Genomic DNA, 21,098 nt, shown 5'->3' on the forward strand with positions numbered 1-21,098 from the left:
CGCCAGGCTGCCGGGGGCGTCTAAAGCACCCCTAAGGTCACCGGCCGCGCCCATCCGGAACGCACCATGAAGGTTCTGTTACAGAACGATTCACGCCGTCACCCGCGCCTACTCTGGCGAGGGCCAAGGCAGTTGGGCGTCTCCGTGCGCCGGGAGAGCGGTCGCGCGGACCGGGGGAAGGGACCTGCTTCATGGGCATCACCACCATCACCGGGCCGGGCACCGCGGCGGCCGTCCGCGTCGCCGAGACCGCACGGCTCGGCAGCCTCCTCCGGGCGGCCCGCGACGGCCGCCCGGCCATCGTGGAACTCGCGGGAGACCCGGGAACCGGCAAGACCGCGCTCCTCACCGCACTCACCCGGGAGGCACGCGCCCAGGGACTTGCCGTGCTCCACGGACGCTGCACCGAGGCCGAGACCCGGGTGCCGTTCCACCCCCTCGTCCAGGCCCTCACCATCTGGCAGAGCGCCGCCACCCGGCCGGCAGCGGTCACGGCGGCCACCGCCGTCCTCGTCGAGGCCCTCACCGAACTCCCGCCCGGCGCCGAACAGGACGCCTGGCGCTCCCCGTTCCTCGCCGAAGCGCGCCGCCTGCTCGCGACCGGGCCCGCCTCCGCACCCGACGGCACCCTGCTCGTCCTCGACGACTTCCACTGGGCCGACCCCGGCTCGATCCGGCTCCTGGAGACCCTGATCCGCTGGCCCCTCGACCGCGGCCTGCTGGTCGTCGTCGCCCACCGCCCCCGGCAGGCCCCCGTCCCCCTGCGCGCGGTCCTCCAGCAGGGCGGCGAGACCGGGGCCGTCGAGTCCATCGGCCTCGGCCCGCTGACCGAGGAGCAGTGCGGCGCACTCCTCGGCCTGGACCCGGACGACCCCGCACTGCCCCGCCTCCACGCCCGCGGTGACGGCAACCCGCTCTACCTCACCGCCCTCGCCGAGGCCGGGCCCCGGACCGGGGACACCCTCGACCTCGGGACCGCCGGCGCGCTCGGCGCCCGGCTGCTCGCGGAGACCGCGCTGCTCGCGGGCACCGCCCGCACAGTGGTGCACGCCGCCGCCGTCCTCGGCAGCGTCTTCGACATCGACGCCGTCGCCGAGGTGGCCGGCACCACCCGCGACGACGCCTGCCGGGAGCTGTCCGGCCTGCGCCGCCGCGACCTGGTCCGCGCCACGGACCAACCCGGTGTCCTCGCCTTCCGCCACCCGCTGCTCCGGGGCTGCCTGTACGCCGACGCCGACCCCTGCTGGCGCTCCGCCGCCCACCGCCGTGCCCGGGACAGGCTCACCCGCCTCGGACTCCCCGCCCTCGACATCGCCCCGCACATCGAGCGTGCCGGATCGGGGGTGCACCCGGCCGACGGAGAGGTCCTGGCCGCCGCCGCCCGCACCTGCGTCCAGGCCGGCCGGGCGGCGGACGCGGCGCACTGGCTGACGGCCGCGCTCCGCCTTCGGCGCCGGACGGGGGGCGATGCCGGAGCCGGAGGCACGGACCTGTGGAAGCAGGTGGTCCGGGCGCTGGCCGCCCAGGGAGACGCCGAGCGCATCATGTCGCTGCGCGCGGACATCCTCGCCGGACCCGACGGCCGGTCACCCGAGGCCCGCGCCCGCACCGCCGCCTTCCTCGCCGCCGTGCTCGCCGGCACCGGGCACGACGAGGGGGCGCAGGCCCTGCTGGCCGCCGAACTCCCCGCCGCCCAGGCCGCGTCGCCCGGTTCCGGACTGCTGCTGCGGGTCCACCAGCAGCTGGCCAAGGTGCTCGCCGGCCAGGTGCCCGCCCGCACCGAAGTCGAGATCCTCACGCACCGCACGTTCGGCGCCGACCCCGTCACCCTCGGCGGCGCCCTCAGCCTCGCCGGGCTGTGCGCGGTGCTCGACGCCGACATGTGCGCGGCCGAGACGTCCCTGGACGCGGCCGCCCACGCCCTGGACGAGCTGGACACGGGCCGCGCGGCGGGCGACGCGGAGGCCGGCTACCTGCTGGTCCTCAGCTGGGCCGAGGCTCTGATGGGCTGGTACGGGCCCGCCCACGGGCATGCCGAACGCGCCCTGACCGCGGCGCGCGACCGGGGCGACGCCCACCTGCTGCCGCCCCTGCTCGACACGCTCGGCTACGTGCACTACCAGAGCGGCCGGCTCGCCGACGCCCTCGGAGCCGTCCAGGAGGGCACCGCCGTCTCCCGCGCCATGGGCCGCGGCGATCACGCCGCCCTGTCCGACGCGGTGAGCGCCGCCGCCTGGGCCCAGCTCGGCCGCACCGCCCCGCACCCCGCCCCGGCGGGGCGTACGGTTCCGGAGCCCCGGACGCCGCTCAACGCCCTGCTCCTGGCCGAGGCCGCACTCGCCTCGGGCGACCCCGGAGCCGCGCTGGCCCTGCTGCTGCCCGAGCGGGAGGCGTGGCGGGTGGCCGAGCCGGTCGCGGTGTTCGCCGCCCGCAACTACGAACTGCTGGGCGCGGCGGCGGTCCAGGCGGACGGCGCGGGCACGGCCTGCCTGGACGCCTGGGCGGAGCGCGCCACCGAGGCCGCGTCCGCCGTCGGCCTGATCGAGCAGAGCGGACACGCGCTGCTGGCCCGGGGGCACGCCCTGATGGGCCGCGGACTCCCGGCGGAGGCCGCCGCGTGCTACGAGGAGGCCCGGGTGCTGTTCGGCGACGCCAGCCCGGCGGGCGCCCGCGCCCGTGAACTGGCCCGGTCCGCCGGGCGGATGGCGGAGCGGTGCGAGGACGACGGTCTCGGTGAGCTGACCCTGCGCGAGCGTGAGGTCGCCGAACTCGCGGGCGAGGGACTGAAGACGAAGGACATCGCCGGCCGGCTACGGGTGAGCCCGCGCACCGTGGACGTCCATCTGACGCACATCTACAGCAAGCTCGGTGTGAACTCGCGCGCCGCGCTCGTCCGGCTGATGGCCCTGGCCGGCTGAGGCACCCCGGTCGCGGTGACCAGCAGCCCACGGCCGGCCGCCCACCGGCCGTGCAGGACCCGGACCGCCCGGCCCCCGACCACGGGGCCGGGCACCAGCAGCACCGCCCGGAAGGTGCCCCCGGCGTCGATCCGTATCTCCGCCTCCGGGAAGTCGAGCAGCCGGCCGGTCAGCGGGAACCACGCCTTGTACACCGCCTCCTTGGCGCTGAACAGCAGCCGGTCCCACGCCAACCCGGGCCGCTCCGAAGCCAGTTCCGCAAGGCGTGCCCGCTCCGCCGGCAACGCGATGGACTCCGGCATGCCCGGCCGCAGCGGACGGTCGGGCTCGGCGTCGATGCCGACGGACGCCAGCACCCCGCTCCGCGCCACGGCGGCCGCCCGGAAGCCCTCGCAGTGCGTCATGCTGCCGGTCACCCCGTCCGGCCAGCGCGGAGCGCCGAGGCGGCCGGGCACCAGCGGCTCGTAGCCGACGCCGAGCCGGGCGAGCGCGAGGCGCGCGCAGTGGCGTACGGAGGTGAACTCCCGGCGCCGGGACGCCACCGCGTGCGCCATGGCCGCCTCCTCCGCGGGGTGCAGCCGCGCGCCGGGCGGGTCGTCGTACACCTCGGCCCCGACCGCTCCCACGGGCAGCAGTGCGCCGATCACCGCCGGGCCTCCGGCGCGTCCGCCCCGACACCGGGCAGGATCACGCGTGGCCGGCCCGGGCCGTCGCTCCGGCGGCTCCACTCCCGGGGGTAGCCCACTGACACCTCCTCGAAACGGACCCCGTCGTGCCAGGTGGTCCGCGGGATGTGGAGGTGCCCGTACACCACCGCGCGGGCGTTGAACCGGGTGTGCCAGTCCGCGGTGGCCTCGGTGCCGCACCACAGTGCGAACTCCGGGTGCCGCAGGATGCGGGTGGGCTCGCGGACCAGCGGGAAGTGGTTGACCAGCACCGTCCCGGTTCCGGGCGGCAGCTCCGCGAGCCGGCGCTCCGTCAGCGCCAGGCGGGCCCGGCACCAGGCGTCGATCGAGGGGTACGGGTCAGGGTGCAGCAGCGCTTCGTCGGCGCCCACGATGCCGCTCTCCCGGGCCCGTTCCAGCGCCTGTTCGCGGGTCCGGGTGCCGGACGGCCGGAAGGTGTAGTCGTACAGGACGAACAGCGGGGCCACGGTCACCGGGCCGCTCGGCCCGTGCCACACCGGATAAGGGTCCTCGGGCGTCAGGACGCCCAGGTCCCGGCAGATCCGCACCAGATGCTCGTACCGGGCCAGGCCTCGCAGGGTGAGCGGGTCCTGGCGGTGGGTCCACAGCTCGTGGTTGCCCGGCACCCACACCACCTTCGCGAAGCGCCGGCTCAGCAGTTCCAGGGCCCGGCCGACATCTCCCGCGACCTCGCCGACGTCCCCGGCCACCAGCAGCCAGTCGTCCGGGTGCCCGGGGCGCAGCCCTTCCAGCACCGTCCGGTTCTCGTCGAACGCCACATGCAGGTCGCTGATGGCCAGCAGCCGTCCGGCCCCGCTCACGAGCGACCCACCGCCCGCCCGTGCGCCGGGGCCTGCGAGGACAGCGCGACGGCGAGTTCCGCCAGGGCCGGCATGTGGTCGTTCAGGGAAAAGTGACCGCCCGGCAGGACCCGCAGCTCGAAGGGGCCCGTGGTGTGCTCGCGCCACGCCCGTACGTCCTCCGGCGGCGCCTCCGGGTCGCTGTCCCCGGTGACGGCGACGACCCGGCACGAGAGGAGGCCGCCGCCCGGTACGTAACCGGCGACGGCCGCGTAGTCGGCGCGCAGCGCGGGGAGGATCACCCCCAGCAGATCGGGATCGGCGAGCACGGCGGGGTCGGTGCCGCCCAGCGCGCGGACCCGGGCGATCACCGCCTCGTCGGTCTCCAGCCGCTCCCCGGCCCCGAGTCGCGAGGGAGCCCGGCGGCCGGAGACGATCAGCGCCGCCGGCCCGTGGCGCCCGGACAGCCGCAGCGCCACCTCGTGGGCGAGCGAGGCCCCCATGCTGTGCCCGATGAAGATCCGCGGCCCGGCCGGCGGCGGCCCGGACGCCAGCGCCCCGGCGACCAGATCGGCGAGCCGGTGCAGATCGCGGACGGGCGGTTCGCGGTAGCGGTCCTGGCGGCCCGGGTACTGGACGGCGCGCACGTCCAGCGAGGCGTGCACGGCGGCGGACAGCGGACGCCAGAAGCCCGCCGCGCCGCCCGCGTGCGGGAAGCAGACCAGCTCGGCGCGGGCGTCCGTGGGGTGATAGCGGCGCAGCCAGGCGTCCTGGTTCACGGCGGCCACGTCAGCTCGCCATCGGCAGGTCGAGGAGGCGGTCCGAAGTGAGGATCGCCTGATGCAGCCTGCGCAGCGACCGGCAGGGCTCCAGGCCCAGCTCGGACCGCAGGACGCGCTGGGCCGAGCGGTACACCTCCAACGCCTCCGCCTGCCTCTCCGAGCGGTACAGGACCAGCATCAGCTGGCGGTAGAAAGCCTCGCGCAGAGGATGTTCGGCGGTGAGGGTGTTCAGCAGGCCGATGACCTCCCGGTGCCGGCCGAGTGCCGTGCTGGCCTCGACGGACAGCTCCAGGCAGGCGAGCCGCTCCTCCTCCACCCAGGTCGCGAAGCGGGTCAGGACCGGGCCCTCGGGCGTGCCGTCCAGAACCGGGCCGCGCACCAGGGACAGCGCCCGCCCGAAGGCGTCGAGCGCGGCCTCGTACCGGCCGGCCTGCTGGAGGCCGCGGCCCTCGCGCACGGCGGTCCGGAAGTCGTCGACGTCGTAACCCGCTCCGTCCAGCCGCATCAGGTAGCCGGACGGCTTGGTGACGATGGCGCTGCCCCCGTCGCCGCCGGCCGCCGTGAGGAACTTGCGCAGCTGCGAGAGGTAGACGTGGACGGCGGCCGAGGCGCGCCGGGGCGGCCCCGAACCCCACAGCTCCTCGATGATCTGATCCTTGGTGGTCACACGTCCGGCTCCGACGAGCAGGGTGGCCAGAGTCATTTCCATCTTGGGGGCGCTGAGGGAGCAGCCCCGGCCTTCGTGGGAGACGCGGAGCGGGCCGAGCAGTTCGTAGCGCATCGAAACCTCGTGCGATAGGGGGAACGGACTTTCGTTCGTCCGGCTCCAGTCACTTTCGAGGGCGCGCGCCTGTCCGCACATCGGGGAAACTGCGTACGTATACCGATTGGCCGAAACGCATGGGGTGCGGCCGGCTTTGGAGTGGCTTTGGCGCGGACGGGAACGCTGACGGCATGCGCCTCGCCCTCGCCCGGTATCTGCGGTCCTTCGTGTCCTCATTCATCGCCTTCGGTCAGATCTGGGTGTACATCCCGCCCGTCGACGAGCGCCGGACGGGCCCCGCCGAGGGGCCGCCCCCCGGCCATCCCGAGCGCCTGTGCCCCGAAATCCCGCTCAGCCCGGCCGAACTCGCCTGGGGGCGGCAACTGCTCGGGACGCCCGAGCCCTAGTCAGCGACGCCGGAGGCCCGGCGTGGGCACGAGCCGGACCGCCGTGTTCAGGACATGGTCGATCGCGTCGCGCGACGGGTGCTCCGTGAGGTTGGTGAGCAGCCGGGCCAGCGTGTTGAGCAGGGCGGGCGAACCCATCACATAGCGGTTCAGCACCGGCTGGAAGCCCGACCGGCTGAAGATCAGGTCGGCGGCCGTGTTGCCCAGCCGGTAGTAGCGGCCCCAGCGGCGGTTCATCTCGGCCGGGTAGTGGCGCAGCGCCCGCTCCCGCCTCGGCCCCGGCGGCAGGGCCAGTGCGAGCGCCGTCGTCTCGGCGGCGACCTCGCCCGCTTCCAGGGCCTGCCCGATGCCCTCGCCGTTCCACGGGCTGACCATGCCCCCGGAGTCACCGACCAGGAGGAGCCCCCGGGTGTACAGCGGATGGCGGTTGAAGCCCAGCGGGAGGGCGGCGCTGCGTACGGGCCCCTCGGCGTTCTCCTCCCGCAGCCCCCACTCGGCCGGGGTGCGGGCCAGCCACCGGTCCAGCGTGGCCCGCAGGTCGGCGCTGCCGAGCCGGCGGTGGGGGAGCGCCCCGAGACCGACGTTGACCCGGCCGTCGCCCATCGGGAAGATCCAGCCGTACCCCGGCAGATAGGCGTCGCTCCTCGGGAAGCGCAGGTCGGCCCAGAGCTCCAGGAAGTCCTCCCGCGAGCGCTCCGGGCTGCGGTAGTAGCGCCGGGCGGCCGTGGCGATCTGCCGCTTGGCGTCCCGCTCCAGGCCCATGGCCAGTGCGATCCGGGCCGAGGCGCCGTCGGCGGCGATCACGACGGGCGCCCGGTGCACCGCCGTGCCCGCCCCGGACACCGCCGTCACCCCGGTGATCCGCCCGGCCCGGTCGGTCACCGGCTCCTTCACCTTCACCCCGGTACGCAACCGGGCACCGGCCGCGACCGCGTGCCGGGCCAGGATGTCGTCGAAGTCGTGCCGGCTGCGGGTGAGCCCGAAGTTCGGGAAGCCGCCCAGCGCCGGCCAGTCGATCTCCACCTGCCGGGGCCCGGCCACCCAGCGCATGCCCCGCGACCGGGTCCAGCCCGGGGCCTGGATGTCGACGCCCATGCGGATCAGCTGGTGCACCGCGCGCGGGGTCAGGCCGTCCCCGCACACCTTCTCGCGCGGGAAGCGGGACTTCTCGAGCAGCAGCACGTCGACCCCGGCCCTGGCGAGGTGGTAGGCCGCGGACGAACCGGCCGGGCCCGCACCCACCACGATGACCTGGGCCTCCTCGGCCGCGCCGTGAGCGGCCTCCTCGTCCGACGGCGACCGCTCTGCACGCGTCTCCCGCATGGGGCTCCTCTCCTCGGTGGGGCACCGCCGCCGGGACGACGGCCCTGTACACCGACATCCTGCCGGTTTCGAGGGCCCCGGGGCGGGTGATCGAGAAAGGGGTGCCCGGCACCGCGCCGTTCACACGCGAAGCGGCCCGACGGCTCAGCCCGGCGGCCTGCGGCCCGAATCGGCGAGCAGCCGCTCGATGCGGTCGAAGCGCTCGTGCAGCAGCCGCTCCGTGTCGTCCCGCATCCGGCGCGCGGCGTGCTCGGCGTCGGCGGCCAGCCGGTGCCGGCGTCGCTGCTCGTGTCCCACGAACCAGGTCGCGAGGGCGGCCGTGACCATCCCGTACGTCGTGATGCCGACGCCCATCACCACGGCGGCCACGACCCGCCCCCACAGCGTGACCGGGAAGAGGTCCCCGTAACCGACGGTCGTCGCGGTCTCGACCGACCACCACAGCGCCCGCGGATACGAGGTGATCGTGGCGTCGGGCGCGTGCCGCTCGGCCAGGACCACCAGCCAGGATCCGAGCAGCATCGTCACGGCGAGCAGCACCGTCGCCCAGCCGGCCGCCTTGAGATGCAGCGAGCGGTTCTCCCGGCCGAGCAGCAGCTCGACCGCCTTGGTCAGGAATACAGGCACCATTTCCGGATCATCGGGCGGCCGCGGCGCTCCCGGCGGCCGGGCACGCGACGGCCGCCCCCCGCGTCACCCGATCGCACCGGGCCGGGACCGCCCGGGAAAGCGGCCGGGGCCCGCACGCCGATCGCCCCGCGACGATCCGTGTTAAACCTGGATACGTGGGTGGTACAGGTCGATTCCGGGCGAGGTTTCACCGCTCCGCCCGGCGTCCGCATCGACATGATGGCGGCCGCCCGGGCGGTGACACACCCGCGCCCTCCGGACCGCCGCCCGAGCGGGCCTCACCAGGGCGCCGATTGCGCGCCCTGTTCAGTGTCCGCACCGTCGCCGGCCAGTTCTTCATCCTCATGCTCGGCATCGTCGTCCTGCTCGACGCCGCCGCCGTCGTCGCCCTCGTCGTGCAGGGCCGGCGCGACAGCATGAGCGCGGCGCGCACCCAGTCGCTGAGCGTCGCGCAGACCTTCGCCCACGCCCCGGGCGTGGCGGCGGCGCTCGACAGCAAGGACCCCACGGCCGTCCTCCAGCCCCGCGCCGAGGAGATCCGGCAGAGCACCGGTGTCGAGTACGTGGTCGTGGCCGGCTCCAACGGCATCCGCTACACCCACCGCGACCTCGCCCTCATCGGCAAGAAGATCCCCGGCCCCTACAAGGAGGCCCTCGACGGGGAGGCCGTCACCCGTACCGTCTCGGCGAGCCGGGGCAGATCCGTCGCCTCGGCGGTGCCGGTCGAGCGCCGGGACGGCTCCGTGGCCGGACTCGTGGCGGTCGGCATCAAGGTCGAGGCCGTCAACCGGCTCGCCTACCCGAGCGTCCCGCTGACCATCGGCGCCGGAGTCACCGCCCTCGCCCTCACGACGGTCGGCGCCACCCTGGTGGGCCGCCGCCTCAGCCGCCAGACGCGCGGCCTCGGCCCGGCCGAGATCACCCGGATGTACGAACACCACGACGCCGTGCTGCACGCCGTGCGCGAAGGCGTCCTCATCATCGGCCCCGATCACCGGCTGCTGCTCGTCAACGACGAGGCCCGGCGACTGCTCGACCTCCCGCCCGACGCCGAGGGCCGCGCCGTGACCGACCTCGGTCTCGCGGCCGGCACCGCGGAACTGCTGGCCTCCGGACAGGTCGCCACCGACGAACTGCGCCCCGCCGGGGACCGGCTGCTCGCCGTCAACCTCCGCCCCACCGAGGAACGCGGCGGCCAGCCCGGTATGGTCGCGACCCTGCGCGACACCACCGAACTGCGCGCCCTCACCGGCCGCGCCGAGACCGTGCGCGAGCGGCTGACGCTGCTCTACCGGGCGGGCGCCCTGATCGGCACCACCCTCGACGTGACCACCACCGCCCAGGAACTCGCGGACGTCGCCGCGCCCGGCTTCGCCGACTGCGTCACCGTGGACCTGTCCGACTCCGTCCTGCGCGGCGAGGAACCGCACCCGCCCACCGGCGACACCCTGGACCTGCGCCGCACCGCCGTCAGCGGCGCCGTCGAGGGCCACCCGTTCTACCCGGCCGGGCGCGTCATCGGCTACCTGCCGGCCAGCACCGACGGCCTGGGCACCGGCGTCGGCCACACCTGGATCGTCTCGGACCTGGCCGCCTCCCGGCAGTGGCGCGAGGCCGACCCGGAGAAGGCCGTCCGCGTCATTGAGGAGGGCTACCACTCCCTGCTCTCCGTCCCGTTCCGGGCGCGGGGAGTCATCCTGGGCGTCGCCAACTTCTGGCGCGCCGGGAACGAGGAGCCCTTCGACCTCGACGACCTCTCCTTCGCCGAGGAACTGGTGGCCCGCGCGGCGGTCAGCGTCGACAACGCCCGCCGCTACACCCGCGAGCACCAGATGGCCGTCACCCTCCAGCGCAGCCTCCTTCCGCGCGGCCTGCCCGAGCAGAACGCCCTCGACGTCGCCTACCGCTACCTCCCCGCGCAGGCCGGCGTGGGCGGCGACTGGTTCGACGTGATCCCGCTGTCCGGCGCCCGGGTCGCCCTCGTCGTCGGCGACGTCGTCGGACACGGGCTGCACGCCGCGGCCACCATGGGCCGGTTGCGCACCACGGTCCTCAACTTCTCCACGCTCGACCTCGCCCCCGACGAACTCCTCGGCCACCTCGACGAGCTGGTGGTCAGGATGGACCAGGACGAGGGCTCGGGCGGCGCCGCGATCACCGGCGCCACCTGCCTGTACGCGATCTACGACGCGGTGTCCGGCCGCTGCACGGTCGCCCGGGCCGGCCACCCCGGGCCCGCGCTCGTGCTGCCCGACGGGACGGTGAGCTTCCCGGAGATCCCGGCCGGGCTGCCCCTCGGCATCGGCGGCATGCCCTTCGAGATGACCGAGCTGGAGGTGCCCGAGGGCAGCCGCCTCGTCCTGTACACCGACGGCCTGGTCGAGCGCCGCGACCGGGACATCGACGACGGCCTGGAAATGCTGCGCCGCTCGCTCGCCGACCGCGACCGCACCCCCGAGGAGACCTGCGACGACGTGCTGGACGCCATGCTGCCCAGCCGCCCCGGCGACGACGTGGCCCTGCTGGTCGCCCGGACCCGCACCCTGGACCCCTCCCGGCGCGCCCAGTGGGAAGTGCCCCGGGACCCCGCCGCCGTCGCCGGTGTCCGCAAGCAGGCCATCCGCTGGCTTTCCGACCAAGGGCTGGACGAGGAGGGGTTCGTCACCGAACTCATCCTGAGCGAACTGGTCACCAACGCCATTCGCTACGGCTCCGAGCCCATCAAGGTCCGGCTGCTGCACGACCGGTCCCTGATCTGCGAGGTCTCCGACTGCAGCAGCACATCCCCGCACCTGCGCTACGCCGCCACGACCGACGAGGGCGGCCGGGGCCTCTTCCTGGTCGCCCAGTTCGCCCAGCGCTGGGGGGCCAGATACACCGACCGGGGCAAGGTCATCTGGTCCGAGCAGGCGCTCGGAGGGCCGCCCCCGACGGCCGAGTGGCCGCTGTGACCACGACGACGCGGGGCCCGGCACCGCCGGGCCCCGCGCCGCTCAGTCACCTCGTACGAACGGTGTCACCTGCCGTACGTCACGGGAACGACACCACGTTCGACGGGACGGTGGAGGTCCCGGACGTGGGCGATCCGGTGTTGTTGATGACGTGGTTGTACTGGCCCTGGCCGCCGAGTGAGACGACGAGCAGGTCGTGGAACTTCACGCCCGACTTGACCGGGGCCTCGAAGCCGTGGTCCTGGCGGATGCCCGGGTCGACGTTGAAGTAGCAGTAGCTCCCCAGCCCCCAGCCCTCGTGGGTGTTGACCGAGTCGTCGACCTTGTAGGCGGCGTATCCCTTGACGCTGCCGTTCTGAACGGCCGCCTGGTTGGGGGCGTCGTAGGCCTTCTCGTTCTGGAAGAAGATCGTCTTGCCGTTCTCGCCGGACCAGCGGACGTCGTACTTGTTGAAGTGTTCGACGAACAGGCCGGTGGCCAGGACGTTGTCGCCGTTGACCTGGAGGCCGTAGTCGGAGCGGTTGGTGTCCCAGCCGATGCCCTCGCCGTGGTCGGCGCGCCACAGCCAGGTGTGGTCGATGATCGTGTCGTTGCTGTTGATCACCATGCCCGTGGTCGCCTTGCCGGCGCCCGCGCCGCCGACCCGGACGAACACGTCCTGGACGCTGGTCGGGTTGGCGGAGTGGTTCGCGGAAGCGTTGTCCGGGCCGACCTGGACGAGCACCTGCGAGTTCTGCGGGCCGGCGTCGACCAGGAGTCCGGCGAGCTTCACGCCGTCCACGTCACCGACCTTGAGGGCGGTGACCCCGTTGTCCGGGATGATCGTGGCGAGACCGAGGCCCAGCACGACCGTGTCCGCGCGGTCGATGTTGATCGTCTGGTTCACGTGGTAGATGCCGGGCGTGAACAGCAGGTGCAGGCCCTGCTGGACGGCCGCGTTGATGGTGGCGGCGGTGGCCCCCGGCTTGACGACGTAGAACTGGCTCAGCGGGATCGACTCGCCCTGCGGGGTGCCGCTGCCCCAGGAAGTGCCGCGCGCGTTGGTGCGCTTGGCGGGGACGAACACCTTGTAGTCGTTGCCGTCGAGGTAGAGGAACGGCTTCTCGCGGGAGACCGGGGTGTTCTGGAGCGTGGTGTAGGGCGGCTCCGGGAAGCTCTGGGCGGGTGCGCCCTCGACGCCGGAGAACGTCATGTTCCAGACGCCGTTGCCCCAGCTGCCGATGGAGCTGTCGCGGGTGTACCACTGCTGCTGCGAGTACGGGCCGACCTGCCCGTCGATCTTGCTGTCGGCGATGTACCCGCCACTGGCCCAGCCGTAGCCGTTCGGGGCGAGGTTGAGGCCGCCCTTGACGTGCATACGGCGGAACGGTGCCGCCTGGGACACGGCCCAGCGGTCGGTGCCGCTGACCGGGTTGAGGGCGAGGTTCTCGGCCGAACGCCAGAAGTTCTGGGTGGCGTTGCCGTTGAACCAGCCCGCGTCGACCGTGACGTCACCGTTGAATGTGGTGTCGTCGGGCTTGAGGCCGAGACCGGCGATCGAGGTGTAGAAGCCGATCTGCGCGTTGATGTTGTTGTACGTGCCCGGCTTGAAGAGCAGCGCGTAGCGGCCGGTGCCGAACTGCGCCGACTCCTGCTGCTTGAAGATCTCGTCGACCTTGCCCTGGATGTTGGGCGTGGAGGGGTCGAAGACCAGGACGTTGGGGCCGAGGTCGCCGCCGCCCGGAAGCTGCGGGCCGCCGTCGCCGCCGGTGGTGCCGAACACCTGGAACTCCCACAGCGAGTAGCCGTAGCCGGTGGCGCGGGCGGTACCGGTCAGCCGCACGTAGCGGGCGGTGCCCGAGACGTTCAGCGTCTCATTGCCGCCGGGGCCCGTGGCGGTCGAATAGGCCGTGCTCCAGGTGCTGTCGTCCTTGGAGAACTCGATCTTGTAGCTCTTGGCGTACGCGGCCTCCCACCTCAGCGCGATCTGGCTGACCGAGGCGGAGGTGCCCAGGTCGACCTTGATCCACTGCGGGTCGGAGAACGCGCTCGACCAGCGGGTGCCGTTGTCGCCGTCGACGGCGGCGGTGGCGGGGGTGCCGGAGCTCTCCTGGCTGGACGTGGTCACCGTCTTGCCCTGCGACAGCAGGGAAGGGGCCGCGTTGGCCGAGGTGGAGGGCACGAAGGCGAGAAGCGAGACGACGAGGCCGGCGACGGCGGCCAGCACGCCGGTGCGTCTCCTTCCCGAGGAAGGTGAGGGTCTGCGGAGCGAGGGGGGTCCATACATGGGGGCTTGTCTCCTGAGTCGCGGAACGGGTGCACGACACGAAGCCGGAGAGCGCTCTCTCCGGCGATGGGGATACTTCACCTCCGGCTCACGAAACGTCAATAGGTGTGCACCGACGGCTTGTTCTGGTGGACTTGAGAACAACAGTTGACGACGGAAAGCTCACGTGTGTCCGTGTTGCGGCCGTCTTGAAGGCGCCCTTCGCAAGGCAACTGACGGTTCGTCGTTTCAGGTGATGACGGGGCACGTAGGAGGAGTGCGTGGGGCGACGCGGATCGTTGCCACCGCAATCACCGAGCGGGTACGGAGTGCGCTGGGGGCCGAACGGCCGCACCTGTTACCGGACATGTTCCTCCCGCCCCGGGGACAGCGGGCCCGGGCCCTCGCTATCCTCCGGGGCATGAGCCGTGAGCGTGGCGCCGGAAGCGGTGCTGACCAGGCACGACGAGGCCCCGGGTGACCGAGGTGACGGGCCCCGCGCCGGCGGACGCCCGGAGTGTGAGGGCATGGCGCGTCTTCGGCGCCCGGCTGCGTCACTGGCGCAGGCGGGCCGGTCTCACCCAGGCCCAGGTGGGGGCCCGGGTCGGCTACGACCACACCGCCATCAGCAAACTCGAACACGGCAGCCGCAGGACCCCGCTGCCGCTGGCCCGCCGCCTGGACGACCTCCTGACGGCCGCCGGGGACCTCGTGGGCGCCTGCGAGGAGGCCGAGCGGGCCGACGCGGGTGAGCGGGCGACCGCCGCTCCCGCGCCCCCGCCGGTCCCGGTCGGACAGGGCCCGCTCCCCGGCGAGCCGGCCGGCGGGGCGCTCGCCGCGATGCTCCCGCCCGGGGCCGTGCTGCCCCCGCGGCTGCCCGCGTACGGGCTCGTCTGCCCGCTGCACGGCCGGGACGGCTGCACGGTCCCGGCGCTCACCGACGTGGTCGCCCTGCACGCGCGGTTCTGCTCCCTGGGCCCGGACACGTTGTCCTGTCCGCCCCTGGACACCGACACCGTGCACGCCCTGACCGCGCTGCTCGCCGTCTGTCTGCGCGCCGACGAGGAGCATTCCTGGCCCGGCGCGACCGCCGTCGTCGAGCGCACGCTGCATGCGATGCTCCGCTGGATGGCGCTCCCGGCAGCCCCGTACCAGCACCAACTCGCCCCGCTGGCCGCCGAGTACGCGCAGTCGGCCGGCTGCCTCAGGCTGCTGTGGGGCCGCAACGGGACGGCGATGGCCTGGCTCGACCGGTCCCTGGTGTGGGCGTCCATGGCGGGCCACGTCGGCGCGCAGGTCGCGGCGCTCAGCGACATGAGCACCCTGGCCCGGCTCGAAGGCGACGGCCCCTCCGCGCTCGCCTACGGCGAAGCCGTCAGCCGGGCCGCCGCGGGCCGGCACTGGGCGGGGGCCCTGAGCGACCTGTACCAGGCACGCGGCCACGCGGTGCGCGGCGACGCCGACCGCACGCTGCACCACATCGCCCGCGCCTGGTCGCGGATGGACCGGGCCGACGAGGAGGACGAGGCGGAGGCGCCCTGGCTCTCCGTCGCCTCCGTGCGCCTGCGGGTGGAGTCCGGGGCCGCCGGCGCGCTGCGGGACCTGGCCGCCGCGACGGGGGAGCGGCGCTTCGCGCTCCGCGCCCTCGACGCGGCCGGTACCGCGATCAGGCTGCTGCCGCCGGGCATGCATTCGGCCCGGATGCTGTTCCTGGCCCGGACGGCGGACGCCTATGTCTGCGCGGGTGAACCGGCCGCCGCGCCGTCGGTGGCCGGACCCGTCCTGGAGGGGGCGGTGCATCCCTCGACGCTTCTCGGCCAGGAGCTGCGCGGACTGTACGGACGGTTGGCCGCCCGCGGCGGCGGCGGGGCGGAGACCGACGACTTCGTCCGCAGGCTGGCCGCCGCCGTCCGCTGAGAACGCGCCGAAGGGCGGGGCGTGTCACCACGCCCCGCCCCTCTCGTTCACTCCGGCCGGGTCAGCTCACGTCGAGGGCCACATCGTCCACGACGAAGCTGGTCTGCAGATAGGCGTCCTCCTTGCTGGCGAAGTTCAGCGTCACCGTCTGCCCGGCGGCCGACGCGACATCGAAGGTCTTCAGCACGTAGCTGTTGGTGGCGTCGAGGTTCGAGTACGTGGCCAGCGTCCGCGACCCCAGCTTCACGGTGAACGTGTCGTACGCGTTCCCGTCGGGCGTCTCTGCGGTGTCGGTCCGCAGATAGAACGACAGGCGGTACGTCGAGCAGCCGGCCGGAACGGTCAGCGACTGGGTGGCGGTGTCGCTGTGGGTGCTGCCCCAGCCGCCGAACCACGCCTGGTACGAGCCGCTGTGCGCGGGCTTCTCGGCGGTCCGGTTGTTGATGACGCCACTCGTCTGAGTCCAGGGCGAAGTCCCGTTCTCGAAGCCGCCATTGGCCACCACCTGCTGGGGCTGGCAGTTGCCGCCGCCACCGACCACCAGCGAGTACGTGGTGGTGTGGGCGGCCGTGCCGGTTCCGGTCACGGTGAGCGTGTACGTACCCGCCGCGGCCTGGGCGCTCGCGGACACCGTCATCGTGGCCGACGAGCCCGACTGCACCGAGGTGGGCGAGAACGAGACGGTGACACCGCTCGGCGCGCCGGACGCCGTCAGCCGGACGCTCTGCGCGGAGCCGCTGGTGGTGGCCGTGGACACGGTCGCGGTGACCGAAGCACCCGGCTGGACGCCGCCCGAGACCGGGTTCACCGAGACGGAGAAGTCGTCGGCCGGCGCGGTGGAGCCGACGGCCGTCTTCCACAGCGTGTAGGCGACCCCGTCGGCGCTGCGGTCGAGCGCGGTGGCGTTGATGTTGGAGGTGGTGTCGCAGGACTGGTGGTAGCACGGGTCGTACGAACGGCCCGCCGTGCCACCCCACTTGGAAGCCTGCGCCGAGGTCTTGGTGTCACTGGCGCCGGTCGCGTAGCCAGAGGTGGCGATTCCGCCCTGCTGGAAGGAGTAGTCGTCGGAGCGGCCCTGGCCCTCCACGTTCTCCTCCGGGGCGAGCCCGAGGGAGGTCCAGTACTCCTTCATCGGCGCCGAGGCGGCCGAGTTGAGGTTGTTGATGAAGTAGCCGCCGTTCACCGAGGCGACCATGTCGAAGTTGTAGTACGCGGTGATGGCGCCGCGCTGGGCCGAACTCAGCTGGCTGACGTAGTACTTGGAGCCCTGGAGCCCCTGCTCCTCGCCGTTCCACCAGGCGAACCGGACGTGCTTGGTCATGGTCGGGTTCTGCTGGGCCAGGGCGAGCGCGTTCTCCAGCAGGGTCGCCGACCCGGAGCCGTTGTCGTTGATCCCGGGCCCGGCGGAGACGCTGTCCAGGTGGGCGCCGAACATCACGGTGCTGTCGGAGGGCCCGCCGGGCCAGTCCGCGATGAGGTTCTTGCCGGTGTAGGTGCAGGTGGCGCAGGTCTGCTCGGTGACGGTGTAGCCGGCCGTCTGGAGCTTGCCCTTCACGTAGTCGAGCGAGGCGGTGTACCCGCTGCTGCCGGCCCGCCGGTTGCCGCCGTTCTGCGAGGCGAGGGCGTTGAACTGGGTCAGGTGAGCCTGCACGTTGGCGACGCCGATGTCGGGCGCCGTACCGCCGGGGTTGCCACCGCCGTTGTTGACGGTCAGCGTGTACTGGGCGGTGTGCTCCTGGGTGCCCGCGCCCTTCACCGTGAAGGTGTACGAGCCGGGGGTGGCGGCCGACGTCGTCGACACGGTCATCGTGGACGTGGCGCCGGACTGCACCGAGGAGGGGCTGAAGGAGACGCTCACGCCGGCGGGCAGGCCGCTCGCGGACAGGTTCACGGTCTGGGCGCTGCCGGAGGAGACCGTCGTACGGACGGTGGACGTCACCGAGCTGCCCGGCTTCACCGAGCCGGAGGCCGGGTCCAGGGACATCGAGAAGTCGTTGTTGCCGCTCGGCGAGCAGGTCGGGTCACCGCTCTGGGCGGGCACGCTGACCGCGTCCCACGCCGCCTTCGCGCGGTTGTACAGCACGCAGGTGGCATCGAGGTTCTTCGCAGCGGTGAGGGTGGCCGTGCGGTAGCGCTTGTACGTCATGCCGCTCGTCTTGAGGAGCATGCCGCCGTAGAAGACCTTGCCGGCGCTCTGGATGCCCACACCGGTCACCGTGGAGCTGTTGCAGGTGGGGCTGGAGGGCTTGCCGCCACCGGGGTTCGAGCCCTCGGCGAGCAGGTAGAACCAGTGGTTGAGGGGCCCGGCCGCCGCGTGCTCCTCGGTGTTGGGTATGGAGGAGCTGTAGCAGTTCGGGTCGCCGATCTGGCCGGGGTTGTACATGATCCGGATCGGCCCGTTGCCGACGAGGTTGATCTTCTCGCCGACGGTGTAGTCCGGGTCGTCGTACGGGGCCGGCTCATTGGTGTACGCTTCGGTCAGCGCGCCCATGATGTCGCCGGTGGCCTCGCCGAGCCCGGACTCGTTGTTGGCGCCGCCCGGGGTGTACTGGTCGATGCCGTGGCCGAACTCGTGGCCCACGACGTCCATGGCGCCGATCCACTGGTTGGCCTGGTTGTGGCCGATCGAGACCGTGGAGCCGTCCCAGTAGGCGTTGACGTCGTTGAGGCCGACCTTGACGGGCCAGCTGCGGCCGTTGCCGTCGTGGCCGTTGCGCCCGAGCCAGTCGCGCAGCATGTCCCACTCGTGCTGGGCCGCCCACATGACGTCGACGCAGCCGGTCTCCTTGCTGGACGCGCTGCCTGTGCCCCAGGAGTCGGTGGACTTGGTGAACACGCTCCCGGTGCTGTAGTCGGCGCAGCTCAGCCCGGGGCGGTTCGGGTCGCGCAGCGAGTAACTGCCGCCCGAAGAGGTTGTGTTGATGGTGAGCGGCGAGGGCCCGTTCCACTGGCTGTTGCCCGTGCCGGCCCGGACGTCGTCGTAGCTGTCGATGACCGCTCCGGTGCCCGCGTCCACGAACACGTGGAGCCGGCTCGGCGCCTTCGCGGTCCGGCCGGTGAGCACGGTCTCCCAGGCGAGCCGCGAGCGCTTGTCGGTGGCCCGTACGACGAGCCGGTGGCTCTCGACCTTGTCCACCGTACGCAGCTGCTTGCGCGAGGTGGACTCGGCGGTCTTCGCGGAGACGGTCGCTGTGGTGGGCACGTTGATGCGGCGCGAGACCGCCGACTGCGATCCGCGCACCCGGCCCTTGGAGTCGGCCACCACGACGGCGTCCCCGCCGATCACGGGCAGGCCGCGGTAGGTGCGCTCGTACGCGACGGAGTAGAGGCCGTTGACCCACGGGGTGACCATCCGGCGCTCGTAGCGCTCCTCCGGCCCCTTCGCCAGGGTGTCCAGGCCGCTGGCGGCAGCCTTGTCGGCGGCCGAGACGGCGGCGGTGAGTGCCTTGGGGGCCGGCGGTGGCGTGGGTTCCGCGGAGGCCGGCTGACCGCTGACGGCGACCAGCATTCCGGCGAGGACGGCCAGGGTTGTCCCGGCCGTCATCGGTCTGCGTTTCATCGAGGCTCCTCATGGTGTCCGTGATCGAGCGACCGAACACTCACATGTGGTCATGACCCCGTCAACGAACTGAGTGCGCCTGCAAGGGGGTTGGCAAGTCTCGTCAAGTCGGGCGCAGACGCCATGGGAAGTGCACAGGAGTTTCCTGCCTCCCTTCATGTGTCACCCTTCTTCTCGACCGAATCCGCGAGGAAGGCACCACCTTTGACCTCGCACTCCCTCACCGCAGCGGCCGCCGGCACCTGGCGGCTCGGTGATCTGACCGTCAACCGGATCGGCTTCGGCGCCATGCGGCTGACCCAGAACGGCGCGGCGTTCAGCGACGAACGCACCCCGCACGACCGGGACCGGGCCGTCGCGGTGCTGCGCCGAGCCGTCGAGCTGGGCGTGAACCACATCGACACGGCGGCCTTCTACTTCTCACCCCTGCGCTCGGCCAACGAGCTGATCAACCGGGCGCTCGGTCCCTACCCCGACGACCTGGTCATCACCACGAAGGTCGGACCCGGCCGCGGCCCCTCCGGCGACTGGACCGACTGGGCCCGCCCCGAGCAGCTGCGCGGCCAGGTCCAGGAGAACATCCGTCAGCTCGGCCGCGATCACCTCGACGTCGTCAACCTCCGGATGAACGGCAACCGCCCCGTCTCGGAGCTCTTCGGCGCCCTGGCCGAGCTGCGCGAGGAGGGCCTCGTCCGCCACCTGGGCCTCTCCAACGTCCGGCCGGAGCAGATAGACGAGGCCCGGGCCATCGCACCGGTCGTCTGCGTACAGAACCGCTACGGCATCGGCGAGCGGCGCGCCGACTCCCAGGAGGTGCTGCGCATGTGCGGCGACCTGGGCATCGCCTTCGTCCCCTTCTTCGCCATCGCGGGCGCAGGCCGCGAGTCCGGCGCCGTCCCCGAGCACGAGGCGGTGGTCGACGTGGCCCGCGCCCACGACGCCTCGCCCGCGCAGGTCCGGCTGGCGTGGACGCTCCAGCAGGGCACGCACGTCCTGGCGATCCCCGGCACCGGCGACCCGGCCCACCTGGAGGCCAACGTGGCGGCGGGCGCCCTGCGGCTCACCGACGACGAGACGGCACGGCTCACCGCGCTCGGGCAGCCCACCGGAGCGGACGTAGCATGATCCCCATGGAGCAGCGCGAACTGGGCAGGACCAAACGGAACGTATCGGTCGTCGGACAGGGCACCTGGCAACTCGGCGGGGACTGGGGCGACGTCCGCGAGGCGGACGCGCTCGGGGTGCTCGACGCGGCCGTCGAGGCGGGCGTCACCTTCTTCGACACGGCGGACGTGTACGGGGACGGGCGGAGCGAACAGCTCATCGGCCGCTATCTCAAGGAACGGCCCGACGCCGGGGTCTTCGTCGCGACGAAGATGGGCCGCCGCGCCGACCAGGTGCCGGAGAACTACACCCTGGAGAACTTCCGCGCGTGGAACGACCGTTCCCGCGCCAACCTGGGCGTCGACACGCTCGACCTCGTACAGCTGCACTGCCCGCCCACGCCCGTCTACTCCTCGCAAGAGGTGTACGACGCGCTGGACACGCTCGTCGCCGAGCAGCGGGTCGCGGCCTACGCGGTAAGCGTCGAGACGTGCGCCGAGGCGCTGACGGCCATTGCCCGCCCGGGCGTCGCGAGCGTCCAGATCATCCTCAACCCGTTCCGCCTCAAGCCGCTGGACGAGGTGCTGCCGGCGGCGCGGGAGGCCGGTGTCGGCATCATCGCCCGGGTCCCGCTGGCCTCCGGGCTCCTGTCCGGCAAGTACACCGCGGACACCGTCTTCGCGCCCGGCGACCACCGCACGTACAACCGGCACGGCGAGGCGTTCGACCAGGGCGAGACCTTCTCCGGCGTGGACTACGGGACCGGGGTGGCCGCCGCCGCCGAATTCGCCGCGCTCGCCCCCGAGGGTGCCACCCCGGCGCAGACCGCGCTGCGCTGGATCATCCAGCAGCCGGGCGTCACCAGCGTCATCCCGGGCGCGCGCTCGACGGAGCAGGCCCGGGCCAACGCGGCCGCCGCCGCGCTCGACCCGCTGCCGCAGAGCACGCTGGACGCGGTGCGCGACCTGTACGACCGCCGGTTCCGCGCGGCGGTCCACGACCGCTGGTAGCCG

14 protein-coding genes are annotated in these 21,098 nt (G+C 73.1%); 6 read left to right on the forward strand and 8 right to left on the reverse strand.

Annotation, left to right across the window (positions count from 1 at the left end; translation table 11 throughout):
• The first annotated feature begins 191 nt into the window (after window positions 1-191).
• Entirely contained in the window at window positions 192-2,918 is a 2,727-nt protein-coding gene (locus tag BLW14_RS35635) for a helix-turn-helix transcriptional regulator (RefSeq protein ID WP_093710002.1), read from the forward strand.
• Here BLW14_RS35635 and BLW14_RS28565 read toward each other — a convergent pair.
• The 4 genes from BLW14_RS28565 to BLW14_RS28580 are packed head-to-tail and all read right to left on the reverse strand — an operon-like array spanning window position 2,855 to window position 5,967.
• Window positions 2,855-3,565 carry a 4'-phosphopantetheinyl transferase family protein gene (locus BLW14_RS28565; protein ID WP_371128094.1) on the reverse strand — a complete coding sequence of 237 codons (711 nt, stop codon included), beginning with the start codon at window positions 3,563-3,565 and terminating at the stop codon, window positions 2,855-2,857. The two genes, BLW14_RS35635 and BLW14_RS28565, sit on opposite strands and share 64 nt — an antisense overlap.
• Window positions 3,562-4,425 carry a metallophosphoesterase family protein gene (locus BLW14_RS28570; RefSeq protein ID WP_093710004.1) on the reverse strand — a complete coding sequence of 288 codons (864 nt, stop codon included), beginning with the start codon at window positions 4,423-4,425 and terminating at the stop codon, window positions 3,562-3,564. The genes BLW14_RS28565 and BLW14_RS28570 overlap by 4 nt, the downstream gene beginning before the upstream one ends.
• Window positions 4,422-5,192, reverse strand: a complete 771-nt coding sequence (locus BLW14_RS28575; RefSeq protein WP_093710005.1) for a thioesterase II family protein — start codon at window positions 5,190-5,192, stop codon at window positions 4,422-4,424. Before BLW14_RS28575 ends, BLW14_RS28570 begins: the two co-directional genes overlap by 4 nt.
• 1 nt (window position 5,193) lies before the next feature.
• The gene (locus BLW14_RS28580; protein WP_093710006.1) at window positions 5,194-5,967 is read right to left on the reverse strand and encodes an AfsR/SARP family transcriptional regulator; all 774 of its coding nucleotides are present in this window, start codon (window positions 5,965-5,967) and stop codon (window positions 5,194-5,196) included.
• A gap of 173 nt (window positions 5,968-6,140) precedes the next feature.
• Between BLW14_RS28580 and BLW14_RS28585 the strand changes: the two genes are divergently transcribed.
• A complete protein-coding gene (locus tag BLW14_RS28585; protein ID WP_093710007.1) occupies window positions 6,141-6,356 on the forward strand; it encodes a DUF6059 family protein in 216 nt (71 codons plus the stop codon).
• Here BLW14_RS28585 and BLW14_RS28590 read toward each other — a convergent pair whose 3' ends face one another.
• Entirely contained in the window at window positions 6,357-7,679 is a 1,323-nt protein-coding gene (locus BLW14_RS28590) for a geranylgeranyl reductase family protein (RefSeq protein ID WP_093710008.1), read from the reverse strand.
• A 144-nt stretch (window positions 7,680-7,823) separates the two neighbouring features.
• The gene (locus BLW14_RS28595; protein WP_093710009.1) at window positions 7,824-8,309 is read right to left on the reverse strand and encodes a potassium channel family protein; all 486 of its coding nucleotides are present in this window, start codon (window positions 8,307-8,309) and stop codon (window positions 7,824-7,826) included.
• A gap of 293 nt (window positions 8,310-8,602) precedes the next feature.
• On the opposite strand from BLW14_RS28595, the gene BLW14_RS28600 reads away from it, so the two are divergent.
• Window positions 8,603-11,260: a SpoIIE family protein phosphatase gene (locus BLW14_RS28600; protein WP_093710010.1), complete on the forward strand. Its 2,658-nt coding sequence runs from the start codon at window positions 8,603-8,605 to the stop codon at window positions 11,258-11,260.
• Window positions 11,261-11,339: 79 nt separating this feature from the next.
• On the opposite strand, the gene BLW14_RS28605 is transcribed toward BLW14_RS28600, so the two are convergent.
• A complete protein-coding gene (locus tag BLW14_RS28605; protein WP_093710011.1) occupies window positions 11,340-13,526 on the reverse strand; it encodes a discoidin domain-containing protein in 2,187 nt (728 codons plus the stop codon).
• A gap of 456 nt (window positions 13,527-13,982) precedes the next feature.
• On the opposite strand from BLW14_RS28605, the gene BLW14_RS28610 reads away from it, so the two are divergent.
• Entirely contained in the window at window positions 13,983-15,422 is a 1,440-nt protein-coding gene (locus tag BLW14_RS28610) for a helix-turn-helix domain-containing protein (protein WP_093710012.1), read from the forward strand.
• Between the two features lie 61 nt (window positions 15,423-15,483).
• Here the strand turns inward: BLW14_RS28610 and BLW14_RS28615 are convergent, their stop codons facing one another.
• Window positions 15,484-18,966, reverse strand: coding sequence for a M28 family peptidase (locus tag BLW14_RS28615; protein ID WP_093710013.1), 3,483 nt, complete (start codon window positions 18,964-18,966; stop codon window positions 15,484-15,486).
• Window positions 18,967-19,185: 219 nt separating this feature from the next.
• Between BLW14_RS28615 and BLW14_RS28620 the strand changes: the two genes are divergently transcribed.
• Together BLW14_RS28620 and BLW14_RS28625 are read left to right on the forward strand one after the other, a co-directional pair.
• Window positions 19,186-20,106 carry an aldo/keto reductase gene (locus tag BLW14_RS28620; RefSeq protein ID WP_093710014.1) on the forward strand — a complete coding sequence of 307 codons (921 nt, stop codon included), beginning with the start codon at window positions 19,186-19,188 and terminating at the stop codon, window positions 20,104-20,106.
• Complete coding sequence (locus tag BLW14_RS28625; RefSeq protein WP_093710015.1) at window positions 20,103-21,095, forward strand: aldo/keto reductase; 993 nt, start codon at window positions 20,103-20,105, stop codon at window positions 21,093-21,095. Before BLW14_RS28620 ends, BLW14_RS28625 begins: the two co-directional genes overlap by 4 nt.
• The last annotated feature ends 3 nt before the right edge of the window (window positions 21,096-21,098 follow it).

The organism is Streptomyces sp. 2131.1 (assembly GCF_900105515.1).
In the GTDB taxonomy this organism is placed as follows: Bacteria; Actinomycetota; Actinomycetes; order Streptomycetales; family Streptomycetaceae; genus Streptomyces; species Streptomyces drozdowiczii.

Coding starts and splice junctions, on each gene's coding strand:
- BLW14_RS35635 (WP_093710002.1), top strand. CDS start 192: ATGGGCATCACCACCATCACCGGGCCGGGCACCGCGGCGGCCGTCCGC.
- BLW14_RS28580 (WP_093710006.1), bottom strand. CDS start 5,967: ATGCGCTACGAACTGCTCGGCCCGCTCCGCGTCTCCCACGAAGGCCGG.
- BLW14_RS28585 (WP_093710007.1), top strand. CDS start 6,141: ATGCGCCTCGCCCTCGCCCGGTATCTGCGGTCCTTCGTGTCCTCATTC.
- BLW14_RS28590 (WP_093710008.1), bottom strand. CDS start 7,679: ATGCGGGAGACGCGTGCAGAGCGGTCGCCGTCGGACGAGGAGGCCGCT.
- BLW14_RS28595 (WP_093710009.1), bottom strand. CDS start 8,309: ATGGTGCCTGTATTCCTGACCAAGGCGGTCGAGCTGCTGCTCGGCCGG.
- BLW14_RS28605 (WP_093710011.1), bottom strand. CDS start 13,526: ATGTATGGACCCCCCTCGCTCCGCAGACCCTCACCTTCCTCGGGAAGG.
- BLW14_RS28615 (WP_093710013.1), bottom strand. CDS start 18,966: ATGACGGCCGGGACAACCCTGGCCGTCCTCGCCGGAATGCTGGTCGCC.
- BLW14_RS28625 (WP_093710015.1), top strand. CDS start 20,103: ATGATCCCCATGGAGCAGCGCGAACTGGGCAGGACCAAACGGAACGTA.